21 protein-coding genes are annotated in these 19,246 nt (G+C 58.4%); 12 read left to right on the forward strand and 9 right to left on the reverse strand.

Going from position 1 to position 19,246, the window contains the following annotated elements:
* Positions 1-58: 58 nt before the first annotated feature.
* The 5 genes from I8E17_RS07835 to I8E17_RS07855 form a co-directional block, all read right to left on the reverse strand.
* Complete coding sequence (locus I8E17_RS07835) at positions 59-898, reverse strand: lysophospholipid acyltransferase family protein (protein WP_069612228.1); 840 nt, start codon at positions 896-898, stop codon at positions 59-61.
* A 142-nt stretch (positions 899-1,040) separates the two neighbouring features.
* Entirely contained in the window at positions 1,041-3,029 is a 1,989-nt protein-coding gene (thrS, locus tag I8E17_RS07840) for a threonine--tRNA ligase (RefSeq protein WP_069612229.1), read from the reverse strand.
* A gap of 128 nt (positions 3,030-3,157) precedes the next feature.
* A complete protein-coding gene (locus I8E17_RS07845; RefSeq protein ID WP_083258153.1) occupies positions 3,158-3,685 on the reverse strand; it encodes a DUF1697 domain-containing protein in 528 nt (175 codons plus the stop codon).
* A 3-nt stretch (positions 3,686-3,688) separates the two neighbouring features.
* Complete coding sequence (gene yidD, locus I8E17_RS07850) at positions 3,689-4,111, reverse strand: membrane protein insertion efficiency factor YidD (RefSeq protein ID WP_069612231.1); 423 nt, start codon at positions 4,109-4,111, stop codon at positions 3,689-3,691.
* Between the two features lie 13 nt (positions 4,112-4,124).
* Positions 4,125-4,586: an iron-sulfur cluster assembly scaffold protein gene (locus I8E17_RS07855; protein WP_069612232.1), complete on the reverse strand. Its 462-nt coding sequence runs from the start codon at positions 4,584-4,586 to the stop codon at positions 4,125-4,127.
* A 292-nt stretch (positions 4,587-4,878) separates the two neighbouring features.
* Here I8E17_RS07855 and folE point away from each other — a divergent pair, with 292 nt between their 5' ends.
* From folE to I8E17_RS07870, 3 genes are all read left to right on the forward strand, one after another.
* The gene (folE, locus tag I8E17_RS07860) at positions 4,879-5,490 is read left to right on the forward strand and encodes a GTP cyclohydrolase I FolE (RefSeq protein WP_069612233.1); all 612 of its coding nucleotides are present in this window, start codon (positions 4,879-4,881) and stop codon (positions 5,488-5,490) included.
* Positions 5,491-5,515: 25 nt separating this feature from the next.
* Entirely contained in the window at positions 5,516-5,965 is a 450-nt protein-coding gene (hisI, locus tag I8E17_RS07865) for a phosphoribosyl-AMP cyclohydrolase (RefSeq protein ID WP_069612234.1), read from the forward strand.
* A gap of 108 nt (positions 5,966-6,073) precedes the next feature.
* Positions 6,074-7,033 carry a patatin-like phospholipase family protein gene (locus tag I8E17_RS07870; protein ID WP_069612235.1) on the forward strand — a complete coding sequence of 320 codons (960 nt, stop codon included), beginning with the start codon at positions 6,074-6,076 and terminating at the stop codon, positions 7,031-7,033.
* A gap of 144 nt (positions 7,034-7,177) precedes the next feature.
* Here I8E17_RS07870 and I8E17_RS07875 read toward each other — a convergent pair whose 3' ends face one another.
* Both I8E17_RS07875 and I8E17_RS07880 read right to left on the reverse strand, forming a co-directional pair.
* Positions 7,178-7,612: a CBS domain-containing protein gene (locus tag I8E17_RS07875; RefSeq protein ID WP_015339966.1), complete on the reverse strand. Its 435-nt coding sequence runs from the start codon at positions 7,610-7,612 to the stop codon at positions 7,178-7,180.
* Between the two features lie 165 nt (positions 7,613-7,777).
* Entirely contained in the window at positions 7,778-8,548 is a 771-nt protein-coding gene (locus tag I8E17_RS07880) for a rhomboid family intramembrane serine protease (protein WP_069612236.1), read from the reverse strand.
* A 299-nt stretch (positions 8,549-8,847) separates the two neighbouring features.
* Here I8E17_RS07880 and I8E17_RS07885 point away from each other — a divergent pair, with 299 nt between their 5' ends.
* From I8E17_RS07885 to I8E17_RS07915, 7 genes are all read left to right on the forward strand, one after another.
* Positions 8,848-9,528 carry a PAS domain-containing protein gene (locus I8E17_RS07885; protein ID WP_113366611.1) on the forward strand — a complete coding sequence of 227 codons (681 nt, stop codon included), beginning with the start codon at positions 8,848-8,850 and terminating at the stop codon, positions 9,526-9,528.
* 82 nt (positions 9,529-9,610) lie between these two features.
* Positions 9,611-10,240, forward strand: a complete 630-nt coding sequence (locus I8E17_RS07890) for a PilZ domain-containing protein (protein WP_069612238.1) — start codon at positions 9,611-9,613, stop codon at positions 10,238-10,240.
* Positions 10,241-10,311: 71 nt separating this feature from the next.
* Positions 10,312-11,274 (forward strand): prolyl aminopeptidase, encoded by a 963-nt coding sequence (pip, locus tag I8E17_RS07895; protein WP_069612239.1) that lies wholly within the window; start codon positions 10,312-10,314, stop codon positions 11,272-11,274.
* Between the two features lie 390 nt (positions 11,275-11,664).
* The gene (locus I8E17_RS07900) at positions 11,665-12,270 is read left to right on the forward strand and encodes a transglutaminase-like cysteine peptidase (protein ID WP_069612240.1); all 606 of its coding nucleotides are present in this window, start codon (positions 11,665-11,667) and stop codon (positions 12,268-12,270) included.
* A gap of 336 nt (positions 12,271-12,606) precedes the next feature.
* The gene (locus I8E17_RS07905) at positions 12,607-13,377 is read left to right on the forward strand and encodes a hypothetical protein (protein ID WP_069612241.1); all 771 of its coding nucleotides are present in this window, start codon (positions 12,607-12,609) and stop codon (positions 13,375-13,377) included.
* A gap of 117 nt (positions 13,378-13,494) precedes the next feature.
* Entirely contained in the window at positions 13,495-15,000 is a 1,506-nt protein-coding gene (locus I8E17_RS07910) for a D-alanyl-D-alanine carboxypeptidase (protein ID WP_069612242.1), read from the forward strand.
* Between the two features lie 126 nt (positions 15,001-15,126).
* The gene (locus tag I8E17_RS07915; protein WP_069612243.1) at positions 15,127-15,402 is read left to right on the forward strand and encodes a hypothetical protein; all 276 of its coding nucleotides are present in this window, start codon (positions 15,127-15,129) and stop codon (positions 15,400-15,402) included.
* Here the strand turns inward: I8E17_RS07915 and I8E17_RS07920 are convergent.
* Both I8E17_RS07920 and I8E17_RS07925 read right to left on the reverse strand, forming a co-directional pair.
* The gene (locus tag I8E17_RS07920) at positions 15,399-15,833 is read right to left on the reverse strand and encodes a DUF1489 family protein (protein ID WP_069612244.1); all 435 of its coding nucleotides are present in this window, start codon (positions 15,831-15,833) and stop codon (positions 15,399-15,401) included. The genes I8E17_RS07915 and I8E17_RS07920 overlap by 4 nt on opposite strands.
* Positions 15,834-15,891: 58 nt before the next feature.
* Positions 15,892-17,301 carry an L-serine ammonia-lyase gene (locus I8E17_RS07925; protein WP_069612245.1) on the reverse strand — a complete coding sequence of 470 codons (1,410 nt, stop codon included), beginning with the start codon at positions 17,299-17,301 and terminating at the stop codon, positions 15,892-15,894.
* Positions 17,302-17,499: 198 nt separating this feature from the next.
* Here I8E17_RS07925 and I8E17_RS07930 point away from each other — a divergent pair, with 198 nt between their 5' ends.
* Together I8E17_RS07930 and I8E17_RS07935 are read left to right on the forward strand one after the other, a co-directional pair.
* Positions 17,500-18,192, forward strand: coding sequence for a DUF599 family protein (locus tag I8E17_RS07930; RefSeq protein ID WP_069612246.1), 693 nt, complete (start codon positions 17,500-17,502; stop codon positions 18,190-18,192).
* A 61-nt stretch (positions 18,193-18,253) separates the two neighbouring features.
* The gene (locus tag I8E17_RS07935) at positions 18,254-19,243 is read left to right on the forward strand and encodes a DUF1624 domain-containing protein (RefSeq protein WP_069612247.1); all 990 of its coding nucleotides are present in this window, start codon (positions 18,254-18,256) and stop codon (positions 19,241-19,243) included.
* The last annotated feature ends 3 nt before the right edge of the window (positions 19,244-19,246 follow it).

A 19,246-nucleotide genomic window follows, 5' to 3' on the forward strand; every position in this document is an offset into this window, starting at 1 on the left:
GGCTAGCGCTATCAGTGCAGTCACCGTTCGGTGATGAAAAGTTCGAAACTCTTTCCGCTCACCCGGCCTTACGCCGCAGCATCTTTCTAGGGGGTGCCATGGAGAAGACCGCTCCATAGAGCTTCGTCAGCAGATCCTTGCGGTCACTGCCCTCGCTGAGGGCCTCCCAGCTCCTCGGGGCACCGATATGCGCTGTTATGGTGCTGCCGGAGAGACGCCGGAATTCACGGATCAGCAGCGAGATCCGCAAAGTCATCGAGATGCGGCTCGCCAGATGGAACAGCCGGCCGTTCTGTCCTTCGAAATAGATCGGAATGACGCTCGCACGCGCGGCCTGGATGAGTTTTGCCGGGAATATCTTCCAAGGCAGATCCTCCGCCCGGCCGAAACCTTTCTTGGCGGTTGCAACGCCACCGGCCGGAAAGACGATGATCGTTGTGCCTTCCTTTAAGAGGCGAACAGCCTCATGCCGGGTCTTCATATTGATCGCCATCGCTTCCTTGGTTTCCTCGAAGGAGACCGGCAGCGAATAGTCGTGCATCTCGGGCACTTTCAACAATTCGTTATTGATCAGGACCTTGAAGGGGCGCCCCAATTGCTCGGCAAGCGCCAGCACCGCGATGCCGTCGCCGATGCCGTAGGGGTGATTGGCGACGATGACGATCGGCGCCTCGGGGATCTGATTCGGCGGCCATTCGCCTTTGATGAGCAGGCGCACATCGATGAGATCGAGCATCTTGCCGAAAACCCGCTCGCTCTTGCCGACGATATCGGTGCGCCAGATATCGTAGAGCCGGGCGTAACGGTCCCGGCCGGAAAGTCCTTCGATGGAGCGGATGAACCAGCGCTTGATCCGCGTGTCCCGTTCATTGGCGTAGGATAATTCTTTGAATTCCAAGTGCGCGACGGGCTGCCCCGCTCCTATGGTCTCAGTTGCGTCACATGCTGCAGCCACAGCAACGCGTTGATTTATCAATCATATGAAAGTCGTATGTCAGTTCTCTGACGACACCCTGAAGGTGCCGTCAGATGCAGACGCGTCAAGCCGCCTTGACACGCCGTGCTTCGCGCTTGCGCAGAATGTCCGGCGGCGTTGCTTCGAGGGCAAGCGATGCGATTGCCTCGTCGAGCGACATGGACGTCTGCGACTGGCTGCCGAGGCGGCGGATATTGACCGATCGTTCCTCGGCTTCCTTTTTGCCGCAGACGATGATGACCGGAACCTTCGTCACCGAATGCTCGCGGATCTTGTAGTTGATCTTCTCGTTGCGGAAGTCGGTATCGACATCGAGGCCGGCGTCGCGCAGCGCTTCCGCTACTTCTTCGCCGTAGGCATCGGCTTCCGAGGTAATCGTCGCCACGACGACCTGCAGCGGTGAAACCCAGAGCGGCATATGGCCGGCAAAATTCTCGATCAGAATGCCGAGGAAGCGCTCCATCGAGCCGCAGATGGCGCGATGGATCATGACCGGCTGTGTCTTTTCGGAGTGCTGGTCGATGTAGAAGGCGCCGAAGCGCTCCGGCAGGTTGAAGTCGACCTGCGTCGTGCCGCACTGCCATTCACGGCCGATGGCATCCTTGAGCGTATATTCGAACTTCGGACCGTAGAAAGCGCCCTCGCCCGGCAGAATGCCGGTCTTGATGCGGCCTTCGGACTGCGCCTCGATCGTCTTCAGCACGTCCATCATTACGCTTTCGGCGCGATCCCAGAGTTCGTCGGAGCCGACGCGTTTTTCCGGGCGGGTCGAGAGCTTGACCACGATCTCCTTGAAGCCGAAGTCCTCATAGACCGACAGGATGAGATCGTTGATCTTCAGGCACTCGGCAGCCATCTGCTCATCGGTGCAGAAGATATGCGCATCGTCCTGCGTGAATCCGCGCACGCGCATCAGGCCATGCAGCGCACCCGAAGGTTCGTAGCGATGGACGGCGCCGAATTCCGCAAGCCGGATCGGTAGTTCGCGGTAAGACTTCAAGCCATGCTTGAAGATCTGGATATGGCCCGGGCAGTTCATCGGCTTCAGCGCGAAAACGCGATCATCATCGGTATCGTCGCCGGCAACGGTGACCTTGAACATGTTGTCGCGATACCAGCCCCAGTGACCCGAGGTCTCCCAAAGCGACTTGTCGAGCACCTGCGGCGCGTTGACTTCCTGATAGTCGCCCTGCAGTCGCCGGCGCATATAGGACACCAGCGTCTGGAACATGCGCCAGCCCTTGCCGTGCCAGAAGACGACGCCAGGGCCTTCTTCCTGGAAATGGAACAGGTCCATTTCGCGGCCGAGACGGCGATGGTCGCGCTTTTCGGCTTCGGCGAGAATGTGCAGATAATTGTCGAGATCCGCCTGTTCAGCGAATGCCGTGCCATAGATGCGGGTCAGCATGGGGTTGTTGCTGTCCCCACGCCAATAGGCGCCGGCGACCTTCATCAGCTTGAAGGCGTTGCCGATCTGGCCGGTCGAAGCCATGTGCGGACCGCGGCAGAGGTCGAACCAGTCACCCTGGTAATAGATCTTCAGATCCTGACCTTCGGGGATCGCATCGACCAGCTCCACCTTGTAGTTTTCGCCCTTGGCGGCAAAGACTTCCCTCGCCTTCTCGCGCGACCAGATTTCCTTGGTGAACGGCTTGTTGCGCTGGATGATCTCGCGCATCCGCTTTTCGATCACAGGCAGATCATCGGGCGTGAACGGCTCGTTCTTGGCGAAATCGTAGTAGAAGCCGTTTTCGATGACCGGGCCGATCGTCACCTGCGTTCCCGGCCAGAGCTCCTGAACGGCTTCGGCGAGAACGTGAGCAGTGTCATGGCGGATCAGTTCCAGCGCGCGGGCGTCCGAGCGGGTAATGATCTCGATCCTGCCGTCGGTCACCGGATCGGAAAGGTCGCGCACGGTGCCGTCGATAGCGATTGCGACAGCCTTCTTGGCCAGCGACTTGGAAATGGATTCGGCGACATCGCGCCCGGTCGTGCCGGCAGCGAAACTGCGCACGGAATCATCGGGAAATGTCAGGGAAACGGATTGGGACATCGATATTCTCCTTGTCCAGTCCCGCCAACGAATGCGGGTGGTTTTAAAAGTCAGGGACTAAGTAAATGCTTACTTGTGTCCGCGCGCCTGATAGCTGTATTTCGCATTCTAGTAAAGGAAAAGCCGCGTTAGCGGCCGATCATCTCGGTCAAACCGCGCACGGTGTTCCAGTTTCGCATCGTTCCGATGCCAAGCCGTTTTGTCGTCAAAGCCGGCAGCATTTTCGTCTCGCTGGCCTTGAGGCCGAAATCGATCCATAAATCGCCATCGACAACAGCCATGCGCTCGTCCTGCCGGTATTTCGCGAGCACATCGAGAATTTCGGGTCCGAGTGGCCGCCGCATCACCCGAACGATGACCTCGCTGCCGATCCCGTCGAGAAAGGGATTGCCGTTGGCGAGCCTCAGCCATGTATCGGCATCGCGGACGATGATATCGACATGCTTGCCGAAAGCCGTAGCAAAACCTGCCTCAAGCTGTGTCTCGACCGATGCGATTGGCTGCGGCTCGGCTTCGAAAACAAGATTGCCGGTCGCAACAAGCGTTCGGGCATTGCGAAAGCCCAAACTCTCCGCCATGGCCTTGAGATCGGACATAATAACTCTGCGGCCTGGGCCAAGGACTATGCTGTAGAGCAGCGCGACATAGACCGCCAACGGTCAGGCAGCCTTTTGCCCAAGGCGGAAATAGCGCCAGGGCGTCCACCAATGATAGCGGCTCTCCAGCTCGCTGGGCACCGGATCGAGCCCGCGCGTACCTCCCGGTCCGCAGCGGGCGACGCGAAACAACGTCATCCAGCCGCCAGCCCAAAGTCCGTGGCGCGCTACCGCCTCATAGCCATATTCCGAGCAGGTAGGGATATGGCGGCAGGAGTTGCCGATGAAGCCTGAAAGCGTCAGTTGATAAAGGCGAATGAGGCCCATGCCGAGGAGCCGGTCCGGTGTTTTGCGGAAAGGTCCGGCATAATTACGCGAGTTCATTGCCACGTCGCCGCCTGGTGATGCATCGCGCCGCGCGCGCTTGGAGGGTGCCGCGCCGCCCTCGTCTTCATCGTCATCCTGCATGAGACAGAATTGGCACATGGTCAGCGCCCGCTCAGACGGCTTCAGCCGTTTTGGCATTTCCGCCTTGACGCGCCACCTCGATCTGCCCGATCGCGTCGACAACGGCATCGAATGTCAGCATGGTCGAGGCATGCCGCGCCTTGTAATCCCTGACTGGCTTCAAGTAACGCATATCTTCGAAACGCCCGTCAGGCCCCTCGCCGTCGGCCTTGAGCATGGCGAGCATATCCTCCCGGGCCTTGCGTACTTCATCCGCAGTAGCGCCGACCACATGGCGCGCCATGATCGAGGATGACGCCTGGCCGAGCGCACAGGCCTTGACGTCATGGGCAAAATCGGTCACCACATCGCCGTCCATTTTCAGCCAGATTTTTACGCGAGAACCGCACAGTCTGGAATGGGCCTGGGCACTGGCATCGGCGTCAGGAAGGCTGCCGATGCGGCCGATATTGCCGGCAAACTCTAGGATTTTGCTGTTGTAGATGTCGTCCATAACAGATTTTGCTCCGATGCACCTGTTGGTGTTTCTTAACAAAAAACACAGCGTGTCCGTTTAGGACACTTTCACAGGGACAATACCATACTATATGTATGTCGTTCGAAGACCATCGAAATGCAATGGTCTTCTGTAAGTTTGATGGGAAACCGTGCAGGACGGCAGGCTTGTCCGCCAGCCAGAACGCCCCGGAGCCCGCCAAAGGTACAAAATCTCCGCACCTCGGGGAATGCCAGTGGCGAGTCCGACAAGATGATATCCGCACAGCGGATCAGGAGAACCACAGGTAATGGACGCCATTGTAAAGAACTTTCCGCAAGTCACTGATTTCGAACGCCCGTCGCAGCAGGAAGCTGAAGACGCAATCCGCGTTCTCCTTCGCTGGGCCGGCGATGATCCGCGTCGCGAAGGCCTGCTCGATACGCCCGCACGCGTTGCCAAGGCCTATCGCGAGCTGTTCGGCGGCTACGAGCTGAATCCTGAAGATGTGCTCGGCCGCACCTTCGAAGAAGTCTCGGGCTACGACGACATCGTTCTTGAGCGCGACGTCCCGTTCTACTCGCATTGCGAACATCATATGGTGCCAATCATAGGCAAGGCACACGTTGCCTATCTGCCGAGCGGTCGTGTGCTCGGCCTGTCGAAAATCGCCCGTGTCGTCGATATTTTTGCGCGCCGCCTGCAGACGCAGGAAGCCATGACGGCCCAGATTGCCAATGCGATCGACGAGTCTCTGCGTCCGCGCGGCGTCGCCGTGATGATCGACGCCGAACATATGTGCATGTCCATGCGCGGCATAAAGAAGCAGGGTTCCTCGACGCTGACGATGACCTTCACGGGTGCCTTCAAGGCCGATCCGGCCGAGCAGGCTCGTTTCATGTCCTTGGTCCGGGGTCGCTGACCGGGCTTCAACGAAAGAGCCGGAAATGAACCTGATTTTCAATGCTCCTTCCGAAGATAAATCCGAGTTGGAGGATGCAGGCGATTTCACGCCCCGTTTCGACGATCGCGGCCTGATCACCGCGATCGTGACGGATGCGCATGATAGTGAATTGCTGATGGTCGCGCACATGAACGCCGAGGCGCTCGCTCTGACGATCAAGACCGGCACGGCGCATTATTTCAGCCGCTCGCGCGGTAAGATCTGGAAAAAAGGTGAAACCTCCGGAAACCTTCAGACGGTGAAGGAAATCCGAACGGATTGCGATCAGGATGCAATTTGGCTGAAAGTGGAGGTCGCCGGACATGATGCGACGTGCCATACTGGCCGCCGTTCCTGCTTCTATCGAACAGTTGAGCTCGAAGATGGGAAGCCGGTGCTGAGCGTGGTCGACGATCACCTGCATTTCAATCCGGAAGAAGTCTACAAGCAGTAGACCTATCGGTGATGGTGTTTCAACAAGCTACAACCAGTATACGATTTGGAAACGAAAAAGGGACAGTATTTTAGCCGAGGCACACGGAGCCTCGGAGGAGGCGTAAAAATGCTGAATTGGGGGTTGAATCGTCACATCGGCGGACAGAGCTCGACCGGTTCAGGCCTTACGCAGGATACGTCTACCCCGCTTCTCCCTCCCGCCCCTCCTAAAAAAGTGAAGATTGCCTTGGCGCTCGGCGGTGGCGCTGCGCGTGGCTGGGCGCATATCGGTGTTTTGCGCGCGCTTGACGAAGCCGGCATTGCAGTCGGCATGATTGCCGGCACATCGATCGGCGCCCTCGTCGGCGGCTGCTATCTTGCAGGTAAGCTTGACGAACTCGAGGCCTTCGCGCGTTCGCTGACCATGCGGCGCATCGCCAGCCTGCTCGACCTCACCATCGGTGGAAGCGGATTGTTCGGCGGCATGCGGCTCACCAAGCGCATGCAGGAACATCTGGAAGGATTATCCATCGAAGATCTCGACCGTCCCTTCGTCGCCGTCGCGTCGGAGTTGAACACAGGCCATGAAGTCTGGATTGCCAACGGCTCTCTCATCACTGCGCTCAGGGCATCATATGCCCTGCCCGGCATCTTCGAGCCGGTGCGCTCCAACGGCCGTACGCTGGTCGATGGCGCCCTGGTCAATCCGGTGCCGGTTTCGGTCTGCCGAACTTATGAACAGACGTTGGTGGTTGCGGTAAACCTGCACTACGATCTCTATGGCCGGTCCGCGGTGGTCAAGCACAATGTCGGCTCGCCCAATGGCGATCTGCTGCGCCGCGAGGATGCGCCTGCCATGAAACTTGGCATGACGGGTGTCATGGTGCAGGCTTTCAACATAATACAGGACAGAATTGCGCGTGCGCGCCTTGCCGGCGATCCGCCCGATCTGGCGTTGCATCCGCGCCTCAGCGATATCGGCCTTTCGGAATTTCATCGTGCTGGCGAAGCAATAGAACGCGGCTATGAGGAAGCATCGGCAAGATTGACCGAAATCCGGCGCATGCAGGAAGCCTACGCGCGTTAAGCCTTGAAAAAACCGCAGTAAATCTCTCCGCTGGGGGAGACGCTCCGCTAGCGCTGCGCAATCGGCGCTTTGCTCGGAATCCAGGCCGTTGCTTACCGCAGGCGATCCACCGCGCCGATTGCTTCGGTCACGCCGAACCGCTTCTTACCCGGCGATATAGGCCTTGATCTGCTCGGCCTCGAGTTCGATCTCGCGGATGCGCCATTTGACGACGTCGCCGATGGAGATGATGCCGGAAAGCTTGCCTTTCTCCTCAACGGGAACATGACGGAAGCGGCGCATCGTCATCAGTTCCATCAATTCATCGGTCGTCGTATCTTCCTTGCAGCGATGCACCTTGGCCGTCATCATCGATGCGATCGGCTTGTCGAGGCATTCCTGCCCCTGCTTGGCAACGGCATTGACCACATCCCGCTCGGTGAAGATGCCGGAAATCTTGCCGCCCGGTCCGACGACCACGATGGCGCCGATGCGATTCTCGTTGAGAATCTTCGCGGCCTCGGCAACGGTCGTATTACCGCCCGTCGTCACGACGTCGCGGCCCTTGGCTTCAAGTATGGCCTTTACGGAAACTGACATTCGATCCTCCCATCTCGAAAGCATGATGAACATCTGAAGCGTCCGATATGTTCCGAAATTACCCCCGGAGCTCAAACCGGCGCCTCGCCCGTCGGTCGGTCGATCTCCTCATCCCACGATCGACGGATAGCAATGGTGCGCCTGTGTCAGTAAGAAAGCAACAGCTCATTCATCGAGTGGTAAAGCTTCCTGAGCTTCCACGGGCGGCTGCCGGTCGAAGGGTGCAAAAAGCAGAAATCCGAACAGAAATCCGCCAATATGAGCATCCCAAGCCACCGGCTGCGAGCTGTCGCCCGCAAGATTGATGCCGAAGGCGACGAGTGCATTACCGGCGACCCACATGACGATATAGGCGACGACGGTACGGCTTCGAAGCGACTCCAAGATGCTGAGGCGCGGATTGAGATGCGCCTGTCGCATGGAAACTCTGCGACCGTCCATGGCCGGAAACGCAAAGCGGCAAGCTGCCCCCATCAGCGCCGAGACGACCCCGGATGCACCGATCAAAAGCGTCTGATCTCCCCAATAGAGCGCCGCATGCAGGAAGGCGGAAGCGGCGGACGAAAAAATCCAGAAAATCACATAGCGCAGCGCACCGATGCGTCGCGCCACGGGCGCGGCAAAGACCATCAGCCAGAGACTGTTGAAGACGATATGCTCGATCCCGCCATGCAGCAGCGAATAGGTGACCGGCGTCCAAAGCCATTCCAGCCCCTGTTGCGATAAGGGAAAAGCATAGCGGGCCGGGATGAAGCTGAATGCGAAATAAATCCAGTTCAACGTATCGTCCGACCACGAGGGCAGATTCATGACCGCGAAGATGACGATCAGAACAGCAAGACTCGCCAGAATCGCGGGAGGCAGATTGAAGGCGGGCACATGCTGCTGCGGCCGCGGATTTTCCGGCTCTGGGCGCGGCAGCTGTTCATCGTCCATGTCTTGCTCGGCTTATCAATAGAGGTCTTCGACACATACCGCAGCAAAAATCAAAAAAAAAGCCGCCCGCAGTATGGGGCGGCGCGCCGGGATGCTCCTCTCCGGATTGGACCACGCTGGTCCGTCCGGCGCCCGGGAAATTCGTGCTGGAGGTCACTTGGTGAAGTGATGAACAAAGCCTTACACCGACCATCGGGCGGAGCAAGCGAAACTCCTCGTTAACCCTAATGACCCGGTTCTGGCATGGAATTCGCTACAATGGAGTCGAGGGCAATGAATGCCTTTGTATTTGAAATGAAATGGGACACGGACGCATTATGCGCCAAAAGACGAGCATCGATATATTTACCTATTGGGAGCATATACGCGGTAACGCTGATGCCCCCTTGCGCAGTTTGATACAGCCATCTGCGATCGGACATATTCTTCCCGAGCTGTTCATCCTGGAAAACACGGCCGACGACAATCCCCGCTTCCGTCTGGCCGGTACGGCGATCTGCAACCTCATGGGGCGCGAGATTCGCGGCGAAAAATTCGCGGCGCTCTGGGCTGGCAGTCAGCAGGACGATCCGGTGCACATCGCCGCCGGCGTGATGAGGCACGTGGTTCCCGCCTCGATCCATGCGACGGGATATTGCATCAGTGGCCGCAGAATGACCTTCGAACTGATATTGCTGCCGGTTCGCACATCGAGCGACACTTGCGACAGACTGCTCGGCTGCCTCACGCCCACCGTTTACACGACATGGCTCGGCAATGAGCGCCTGGAATTTCTGGCGCTGGACCGCAGCCGCCTGCTTCGCGACCGCCCCGTCCGGCTCGTAAATGCGCCGCCGCATCCCGATCCGACAGATCTTCTGCCGCATCAGGGAAGCACCAGCCTGGGCGAATGGATGCGTCGAAAGTTAATTCAAGCAAAAAATGGGCGCGAGAGAGCTGGAATTGACCCAGCTCGGAACAAAATCGACGATCATCTCTAAGCCACGCCTTGGGAAAGACAACCTTACTTTAAGGAGTTACGGCTAATAGTTGGAAGAGACGCAATAGGGTTCAAGACGCTTCATGCACTCATTCCAGCCGGCCCATGCGACGCGGCCCAACCAAATGACAGGCAATGCTGTTCGCAATGATCAGCGGACCTTTCAACGGGTTCCGATCAATATGCAGGGCCGCCTGATGCTGGCTAATTACGAGGAGTTCGAGTGCCTGGTCACCGAGATGTCGCCGGGCGACCTTCATGTCACCTGCCTGGGACGTCCGCGCGCCGACGAGCGCGTTGTCGCCTATATCGATCACCTTGGCCGCGTTGAAGGCAATGTCGTTGCCGTCGATAGCCGCGGTTTCACCATGTCGATCAATGCGACCGAGCGGAAACGCGAAAAGCTTGCCGCCCAATTGACCTGGCTTGCCAACAAGCACGAACTTGGCCTGCCGGAAGATCGCCGCCATGATCGCCTGACGCCGCGCAACACCCGCTGCGAGCTTACGCTCGATGACGGTACGCAATATGCTTGCCGCATCATGGACCTTTCGCTCTCGGGTGCCGCGGTCGATGTCGAAATACGCCCCACGATCGGGACGCCGGTGCGCCTCGGCAATATGCGTGGCCGCGTCGTTCGCCATTTCATGGAAGGCGTGGCGATCGAATTCCTTTCGCTGCAGTCGCGAGAGACCTTGCGCGAATTTCTCTGATATTGTCATCCTCCTGTCACGCGGCGTCGCGAAACAGCGATGCCTGTCTTCTTCTCAACGCGTGACGGTAAATGCTTTACCCGGACACAATTCCTTTTGACGAAGGCCTGCTTGAGGTCGGTGACGGCCAGCGGATTCATTGGACGCAATCAGGCAACCGCCAAGGCAGGCCTGTCCTTATCCTGCACGGCGGTCCGGGGTCAGGAAGTTCGGCCGGAACGCGACGTTATTTTGACCCGCATTATTATCGAATCATTCAGTTCGACCAGCGAGGCTGCGGTGGCAGCCTTCCGCATGTGTCGGAACCGGAGATCGATCTCTCGGCCAATACGACATGGCATACGATTGCCGATATCGAGCAATTGCGGTTGCGCGTCGGCGTTGAAAGCTGGATCGTATTCGGCAATTCCTGGGGCTGCACACTTGCGCTCGTCTATGCCGAAACCCATGCGCAACGAGTGGAAAGCTTGCTCCTCGTAGGCATTACCATGACGAGACAATCGGAAATCGATTGGCTCTATCAAGGTCTTGGCCGGTTCTTTCCGGAGCAATGGGCGCGCTTTCGCGCTGCCGTGCATGAAGAGGATCGCGACGGTGATCTCGTCGCTGCCTATTATCGTCTCCTGCTTGACCCAGATCCCGCAATCCACGTGAGAGCTGCAAGAGACTGGCACGAATGGGAGGGCGCCTCGATCCTGATCGATCCGCGCGGGACCCTTCCGTCTCGGTGGTCCGATCCTCGCTATCTGACGGCCCGTGCCCGGATCATCACCCACTACTTCCACCATCTGGGCTGGCTCGAGGAACGGCAGATCCTGCGCGACATCCATCGGCTCGCCGGTATCCCCTGCACGATGATCCAGGGCCGGATGGATCTCGAGGCGCCGCTGGTAACCGCCTGGGAATTGTCGCAAGCATGGCCGGAGGCGGAACTGGTGGTCGTTGCGAACGGCGCCCACTCGCCGGCCGTCGCGGAGATGGCTGCCGCGATCATTCGCACAACCGACGGGCTTCGCCGCGACGGCAGACAATAATATCAAAAATATTTTTTGAGCCGGCTTTCCCAAAATGGGACAGGTCGAGGTTCTTGCGGTCATTTCCGGCATTCGGCAGGCCTGTCGCGAGGTGGGCTCTGTATCGATACAACATGGTTGCCGCCCAAATCTGCGCCCGGACGTTAACGATCCTCATTGTTGAAAACCGTTCCGAAACAGCCGGATATCAAACTCTCGCTTTGCTGCACTTCATACCAAAATTCCTCAAATTTTAATCAAATTTGCGGCGAACTTGAATCAAGTTTTCTGCGTGTTTTATGAGAATTTTCTCCAGATTTGATTCAACTAAGCTATTAATTTAACTGCGTAATTTTGCGTCAGATAAAAACACGCGTGTCATTCTGATCCCAATAAAACAGGGACAGGGACATGAACTTTCAAATCGTACTTCGCGGCCTTGCCGCTCTGGCGCTTTCCGCTCTTGGCTCCTTCGGTGCGGCTCAGGCAGCACCCGCCAACATGACGATAACGGGCGACGCTGCTCCTCCGATCGGCCACTACGAGTTCTGCAAGGAAAATCCGCGCGAATGCGCCTATTCCGGTGGCGACGCAGGCCCGATGATCCTCAATGAAGATAGCTGGAAGACGATCCTGAAAGTCAACTATACGGTCAACACGACCATCAAGCCCATGACCGATATGGAGCTTTACGGCGTCGAGGAAAAGTGGGCGATCCCGACCACCGCCGGCGACTGCGAAGATTTCGCGCTCCTGAAGCGCAAGCAGCTGATCGATGCCGGCTTCTCGCCTTCCGATCTGCTCATGACCGTCGTGCTGCAGCCGAATGGCGAGGGCCATGCCGTGCTGACGGTACGCACGGATCGTGGCGATTTCATTCTCGATAACATGCGCAACAAGGTGAAGCTCTGGTCCGAGACCGAATATACCTTCCTCAAGCGCCAGTCCGCCGATCACCCGGCTCGCTGGGTCAAGATCCAGGATGGCCGCGCCGTCGCGGTTGGCAGCTTGAAATAAGCGTTCTTCATACAGGATCATCGGCGACCTAGCGTCGATGGTCAAAGTCAGAGGCCCGGTCTCGTCCCCTGATTTCTGTCCAGGCCGGTGCCTCTGAGCCGTTCCCACTGTCCCGGGGAACGGCTCTTTTTCGTTTGATGAGTAGGCCCAAAGCTAAGACTGAAAATACCCGGAGAATTTAACTGCGCCATTAGCATGGCTTGCGACACATATTTAACCGTCGGTTAACCATCGTGGCGCCAATCATCATTTCCAACGAGACTCAAAAAAGTCAGGCGCCGCGAGGCTTTGCCGTCAATGATGGCGACCTGAGCGGAAGGAAATGAAGGCAAGAGTATGGCTCCTCCTCTGTCATCCGCCGCAATGATCGAAGAAAGACCGCTGATATCGAGCGGCTTTGTCTATCGGCTCACGGCCGGTGTCGCCGTTCTGGCAGCCTTGACCGTAGCCATATCCGTTGGTGGACACTGGTTTGGTGAGAAAATTTCCCTTGCAGGGCATACGACGGATACCAAGCCTATCTCTGTCACGATCGGCGACGACACAATGCGTCTGGCTGCAAACACCATTCGCTTTCCGAGCGAGCGTTCGGACGGTATGGCTGAACGTGTTGATCTCTATCTGACCTGGCCGCAGATGCAGGGCTATAGCGAAGCCGATCGCATGCGTTTCGACGATATCTCGCAATCGTCCTCACTGATCTTCCTGCAAATCAGCCAGAGCACGATGTCCCACGACATGTCCGGCCGGCTCGGTCCGATCTATTCGCAACTGTTGGATGGGGCGGCCTATGCCGGCCCCTTCGGCCTGACCGCGCATCGGCTTCGTGCGGATGCCGGCTACAATGACGAAATCCTTCTGACGGCGCCGCGGCCTGATGAGACCGATTATGTCGTGCGCTGTCTCCTGCCCTCATCGCCCACGCTGGCAACCAGCGGCGATTGCCAGAGAGACATCAAGGTCGGTAAGGACTTGAGTGTTCTCTACCGCTTTTCCAGCAATCAGCTGGGTGACTGGCGCGCCATGGATGCCGCTGTCCGGAACTTCGTCAAAACGCGTCTTGTGGATAATGCCGTGCCTGCGACGACAGCTGTGGGCGGCCGCTAAAATGGCGCGGAAACCTGAAACCAACTGTTCATCATAAACCGATTGGTAACGCTAAGCCTCTACTGTCGAACGGAATGGCCGTTCATGGAGGCGGCGGCCGGATAATCGAGAATGTAAATGCAAGCAGAGAGTGATTTAGTGTCCAGATCCATTCTTTCCGTTTCGTCGTCTCAAACCGGTAAGATCCTGGCGAGAGCGCTTCTTGGTTTTTCGATCGCAACGGCGACGGTCACGGTGACTGTCATTGACGCGAGCGCGGCGGGCCCGAAATATGCCGGTATCGTCATCGATGCCAATACCGGCAACGTTCTCTACAGTGAAAACGCCGACACGCTGCACTATCCGGCCTCGCTGACCAAGATGATGACGGTCTATCTGACCTTCGAAGCGCTTGAAGCCGGCCGCATCACCCTCGATACCCCCGTCGTGTTTTCGAAGAACGCTGCAGCACAGGCTCCGACCAAGCTCGGTATCGGCGCCGGCCGCTCCGTGACTGTTCGCGAGGCGATCCTCGGCATCGTCACCAAGTCTGCCAATGACGCGGCAATGGCGCTTGGCGAAATGCTTGGCGGTTCTGAGGAAGGCTTTGCCCGGATGATGAACGACAAGGCGCGGGCGCTCGGCATGACGCGCACGACCTATCGCAACCCGAACGGCCTGCCGAACACAGCGCAGATGACAACGGCGCGCGATCAGGCTCGCCTTGGCATCGCCTTGCGCGAGCATTTCCCGGAATATTACGGTTTCTTCTCCGAAACGAGCTTCCGGCTGGGCAATCGCACGATCCTCGGTCACAATCGCCTGGTTGGCTCGGTGCGCGGCGTCGACGGCATCAAGACTGGTTACACGCGTGCCGCCGGCTATAATCTCGCAACCTCCGTGAAAGTCGATGGTCGCTCCATCGTTGGTGTCGTCCTTGGCGGCGCTTCGACGCCGGCCCGTGACAACCAGATGCGCAAGCTGATCGCTGACTATCTGCCTAAAGCATCGACAAAACATATTGATTCCAATGTGATAGCGCAGGTCCCGGCCGCAACGCCCAATGTGCAGGCAGCCAGCGCACGCATGGCGGATATCAGCCGCGCAAAGATCAAGAATGGCGGAACGGCCGAAGTCGCCGATTCCAACCCTTCCAGTGCGGCGGCCTTCGCAGCGGTAACGCCGCAGTCTTCCTCCTCCAATCCACTGCTTTCGGCGAAACCGGAGGCCGTGAAGCGGCCGGCCTATGACGAAACGGCCTCCGCCGGATCGTCGGACGATGCCGATGGGGATGAGATCGATACCGTAACGACTGCATCAACCTCCAGGAGCGATTCGAAACTCGCGAAGCTGCAGCGGACCGAAAAGACAGAGAAGGTTGCAAAAGCAGCCAAAGCCGAGCGCGGGCCGACTGGCTGGGTCGTGCAGATCGGCATTTCCTCCAGTAAGGATGGCGCAACCGACCTGCTTGATACGGCTAAGACGAAGGGCGGCAAGGCGCTGCGTTCGGCAAAGCCCTATACAGTCGCCTTCGATGGCGGTTACCGCGCCCGTTTTGGTGGTTTCGAAGATCAGAGCGAAGCGGTGAATGCCTGCAAGGCGCTCAAGCGAGCCGGCATCAAGTGCTGGGCGAGCACGGAATAGGAATGTGGCCGGTGTTTTCGCGCCGCATGATCTGAAGATTGGTTGGGCCTTCTGTTGCGCCCGACCCTCCGGTTCCGAATGTCAAACGGGCCGGCCCTGAGTTTGTAACGTGTACGGGGTTTTGAAATGGCAATGAACGAGAACTTTCCCGGTTTCTCGCTCGACGGCGGGGGCAAGATGAAACCGAAGGGCTTTGCTCTTCATCCGCTGCATGAGGCGGCGATGCGGCTGGCGGACCTAGGTCTCAGCCGTTCGCGTTCGCGCAACAAGACGAAAGACCTGATCGGCATCCTGCTTTGCCACGGCGCACGCGCCTGGCGTTATTCACAGCCGGAAGCGCATATTCATCTGCACATCACCGCCCCGACCGGCCGGGCGCCGATCATGATGCGACTGCGTTAAAGCAACCCAAGTTCGGAAAGTTCCCGCCGTAGATCGGCGGGCAATTCGGCTGCCGCGCCGAGACTGTCGAGATCGCGCGGCACGTCGTCCTGCGGCAGGTACCGCCAGCCCTGAAATGGCCGCTTCGGCTGCCCTGTCGTCTCGACAACGCTCGGGTCGAGAATAAGCCGGCAGCGCTGAATTCCATCAGCATCGGTGAAGGTCTCGATGCCAAGCAATTTCTGCCGCGCCTGCACCTGCCCTTTGATCACCCAATAAAGCGAACCGCCGTCCAACAGCTCGTCTACCCGTTTCGGCACCATGCGCGTCGTGTGGGTTGTATGCGGCTCGAGCCCAGCAGCAATGGCGTTCATTGCCCGCTCGGACACCCATTCGCGCAGATCCTCGATCGAATCCGCGCCCACGCACAATTTAATGAGATGCAAAGCCATAATGCCGTTGAAGTCCTTTTGACCGACAGCGTCAAGCTTTTAGATCAGGCGTCCACACTCAGCATTCCACGACATTGACGGCGAGGCCGCCAGTCGAGGTTTCCTTGTATTTCTCACTCATGTCATGGCCCGTCTGGCGCATGGTTTCGATGCAGGCGTCTAGCGGCACGAAATGCTGGCCGTCGCCCTTGATCGCAAGCGAAGCGGCAGTGACCGCCTTGACCGCACCAAGCGCGTTACGCTCGATGCACGGCACCTGCACCAGACCGGCGATCGGGTCGCAGGTCATGCCGAGATGATGTTCAAGCGCGATTTCCGCGGCATTCTCGATCTGCTCCGGCGTCGCCCCCATGACAGCGGCAAGCCCCGCAGCCGCCATCGCTGCCGCCGAACCCACCTCGCCCTGACAGCCGACTTCGGCGCCTGAGATCGAGGCGTTGTGCTTGATGATGCCGCCAACGGCGGCGGCCGTCAGAAGATAGTTGCGAATGCCGTCCTGATCCCAATCCTCGTGGAAATGCTGATAATAGCGGATCGTTGCCGGAATGACGCCGGCCGCTCCATTGGTCGGCGCGGTGACCACGCGGCCGCCGGCCGCATTCTCTTCATTGACGGCCATGGCGTAGACGCTGAGCCAGTCATTGGCGAGCAGCGGATTGATGCGGTTGCTGCGCCATTCTTCCTGCAATTTATCATGGATGGCACGCGCACGCCGGCGCACCTTCAGGCCGCCAGGCATGATGCCATCGACCTTGAGGCCACGATCGATGCAGCTGCTCATGGCCGCCCAGATACGGTCGAGGCCGGCATCCAGCTCTTCGGCACTCATATGCGTCTCTTCATTGGCGCGCTTCATCTGCGCAATCGAAAGGCCGGAACGCTCGGACATTTCGAGCATCTGCTTGGCGCTGGCGAAGGGAAACGGAACACGCTCGCCGGCCGGGGCAGGCTTTTTCCGGTCGGCTTTCATCTGCTCCAATTCTGTGTCGGTGACGACGAAGCCGCCGCCGACGGAATAATAGATGCGCTTGACCAGTAGGCGCTCGTCCTTGTCGAAGGCGGAGAAGCTCATGCCGTTGGCATGACCGGGCAGCGGCACCTTCTTGTCGAAGATGAGATCTGTCTTGGGCTGGAACCGATAGGCCGGATGGCCTGGCGGCGTGATGCGCCCGCTGCGCTCCACTTCGTCGATGATGGCATCCATATGATCGGGATCGACGCTATCAGGCTTCTCGCCCATCAGGCCGAGAATAACCGCCCTGCCCGTGCCGTGGCCAATGCCCGTGTGGGCGAGCGAGCCATGCAGGCTGACCTTGATCGACTCGACATGCACATTCGAAGACGGACGCGGCCATTCGTTCGAAAGAACGAGGTCGAGGAAGCGATTCGCGGCCGACATCGGCCCCATCGTGTGCGAGCTGGACGGTCCCACACCGATCTTGAACACATCGAAAACTGAGAGAAACATGGACCTTTGGTGCCTCCAGGCAAATCGATTTCCGGCAAGGCTACGCTATCGGGGCAAGCTTGCACGGCGATTGGCCGACATCGGATTTCATGGCAGCGACATTACATATAGGCATCCGGGGAAGCAAACAGAAGGCCATTGCACGCGGCCCGCGCTGCGCTACAGTCCACATCGGATTGATCTGGAGAATCTCCCTTTATGACGACTGCCGACTATGTCGCCCTCGCCCTCTTCATCCTTCTCTGGGTCGCGCTGAACTGGATCGTCAGCAGCGCCAGCTTCTTCAATCGTACAAGCCTGACGCTGGCGATGAACGAGCGTCGCCGCGAATGGATCTACAATTCCCTTCGCCGCGACCTGAAGATGATCGACACACAGATCCTCTCAGGCCTGCAGAACGGCACCGGCTTCTTCGCCTCCACCTCGATCTTCGCCATCGGCAGCTGCTTTGCGTTGCTCGGCGCCACCGACAAGATCAATGCCTTCTTCTCCGACATGCCCTTCATCTTCAACGGCGGCCGGACAGCTTTCGAAATCAAGGTGGCCGGGCTTGCCTGTCTCTTTGGCTATGCCTTTTTCAAGTTCGGCTGGGCCTATCGCCTATTCAATTACTGCACCATTCTCTTCGGCTCCCTGCCGATGCTGGAAGATGCCATTCGTGATCCCGTGCGTGCCGAACGCGCCGCCGAGCGGGTCATCCGCATGAACATAATCGCGGCCCGGAATTTCAACTCCGGCCTGCGAGCCATTTTCCTGTCGATTGGCTATCTCGGCTGGTTTCTGAGCCCTTACGTTTTCATGGTCACGACCATGTTCATCATCATCGTGCTGGTCCGCCGGCAGTTTTTTTCCGATGCCCGTCTGGCCATTATGGATAGCGATGTGCCATGACATGCTCGCGCCGTCTCAAGCGGCGCTTGTGATCTGAGTTCATGCCTGGAAGGACCCGCCAATGGTCGCTATCGCCGAGAGTGCCGATGCACCGCAAAAGACGCCCCGCATCGGCATTCTGGACACGGCGCGCGGCGTCGCACTCCTCGCCATGGCAAGCTATCACTGCACCTGGGATTTCGAGTTCTTCGGCTATCTCGATTCCGGCACGGCGGAAACAGGCTGGCTGAAGCTTTACGCCCGCGCGATCGCCAGCACCTTCCTGTTTCTGGCAGGATTTAGCCTTGTGCTTGCCAATACGCCGGAGATTCGCTGGCGCTCCTACTGGCGACGACTGGGCATGATCGTGGCGGCCGCCGCTGCCATTTCCCTCGTCACCTTCATCGGCATGCGCGACGAATGGATATTCTTCGGCATCCTGCACAGCATCGCGGCGGCGAGCCTCATTGGGCTCTTATTCTTGCGTCTGCCGGCACTTGCCACGCTTCTCGTCGCGATAGTGCTTGCCGTCGGCATTGCCGTCGACAACGTCATTGCGCCTCTATCGCTGCATTCGACATTTTTCGACCTGCCCTGGCTCTGGTGGGTGGGGCTTTCGGAAAACATCCAGCGCTCGAATGACTATGTGCCGCTTTTCCCATGGCTGACGCCATTCCTGTTCGGTCTCGGCGTGGCGCAATTGGCGACATCGCTTGGCTGGCTTAAATGGTTGGCAAAATTCGGCCCCGGCGGCAATCTCATTGCGCGCGCCGGTCGGCACAGTCTGATCTTCTATCTGCTGCACCAGCCGGTGCTGTTCGGCCTCGTCTACCTTTTGTCACTGGTTGCACCGGCTCCGCCGCAGGACGCGACCGTCGGCTATATCAGGCAATGCGTGGCCTCCTGCACCCGGTCGGGAAGCGAATCCATGTGCCGCAGCTTTTGCCAATGCACACTCGATAAATTACAAGCCCAGAATCTTTTCAAACCATTGGAATCCGGGGCGATCAAAGCAGATAGCGATGAACGTGTAAGCCGAATCGCGATACAATGCACGGATGAAGCGCAATGACAG

Source organism: Rhizobium sp. AB2/73 (assembly GCF_020871915.1).
Lineage (GTDB): Bacteria > Pseudomonadota > Alphaproteobacteria > Rhizobiales > Rhizobiaceae > Rhizobium > Rhizobium dioscoreae.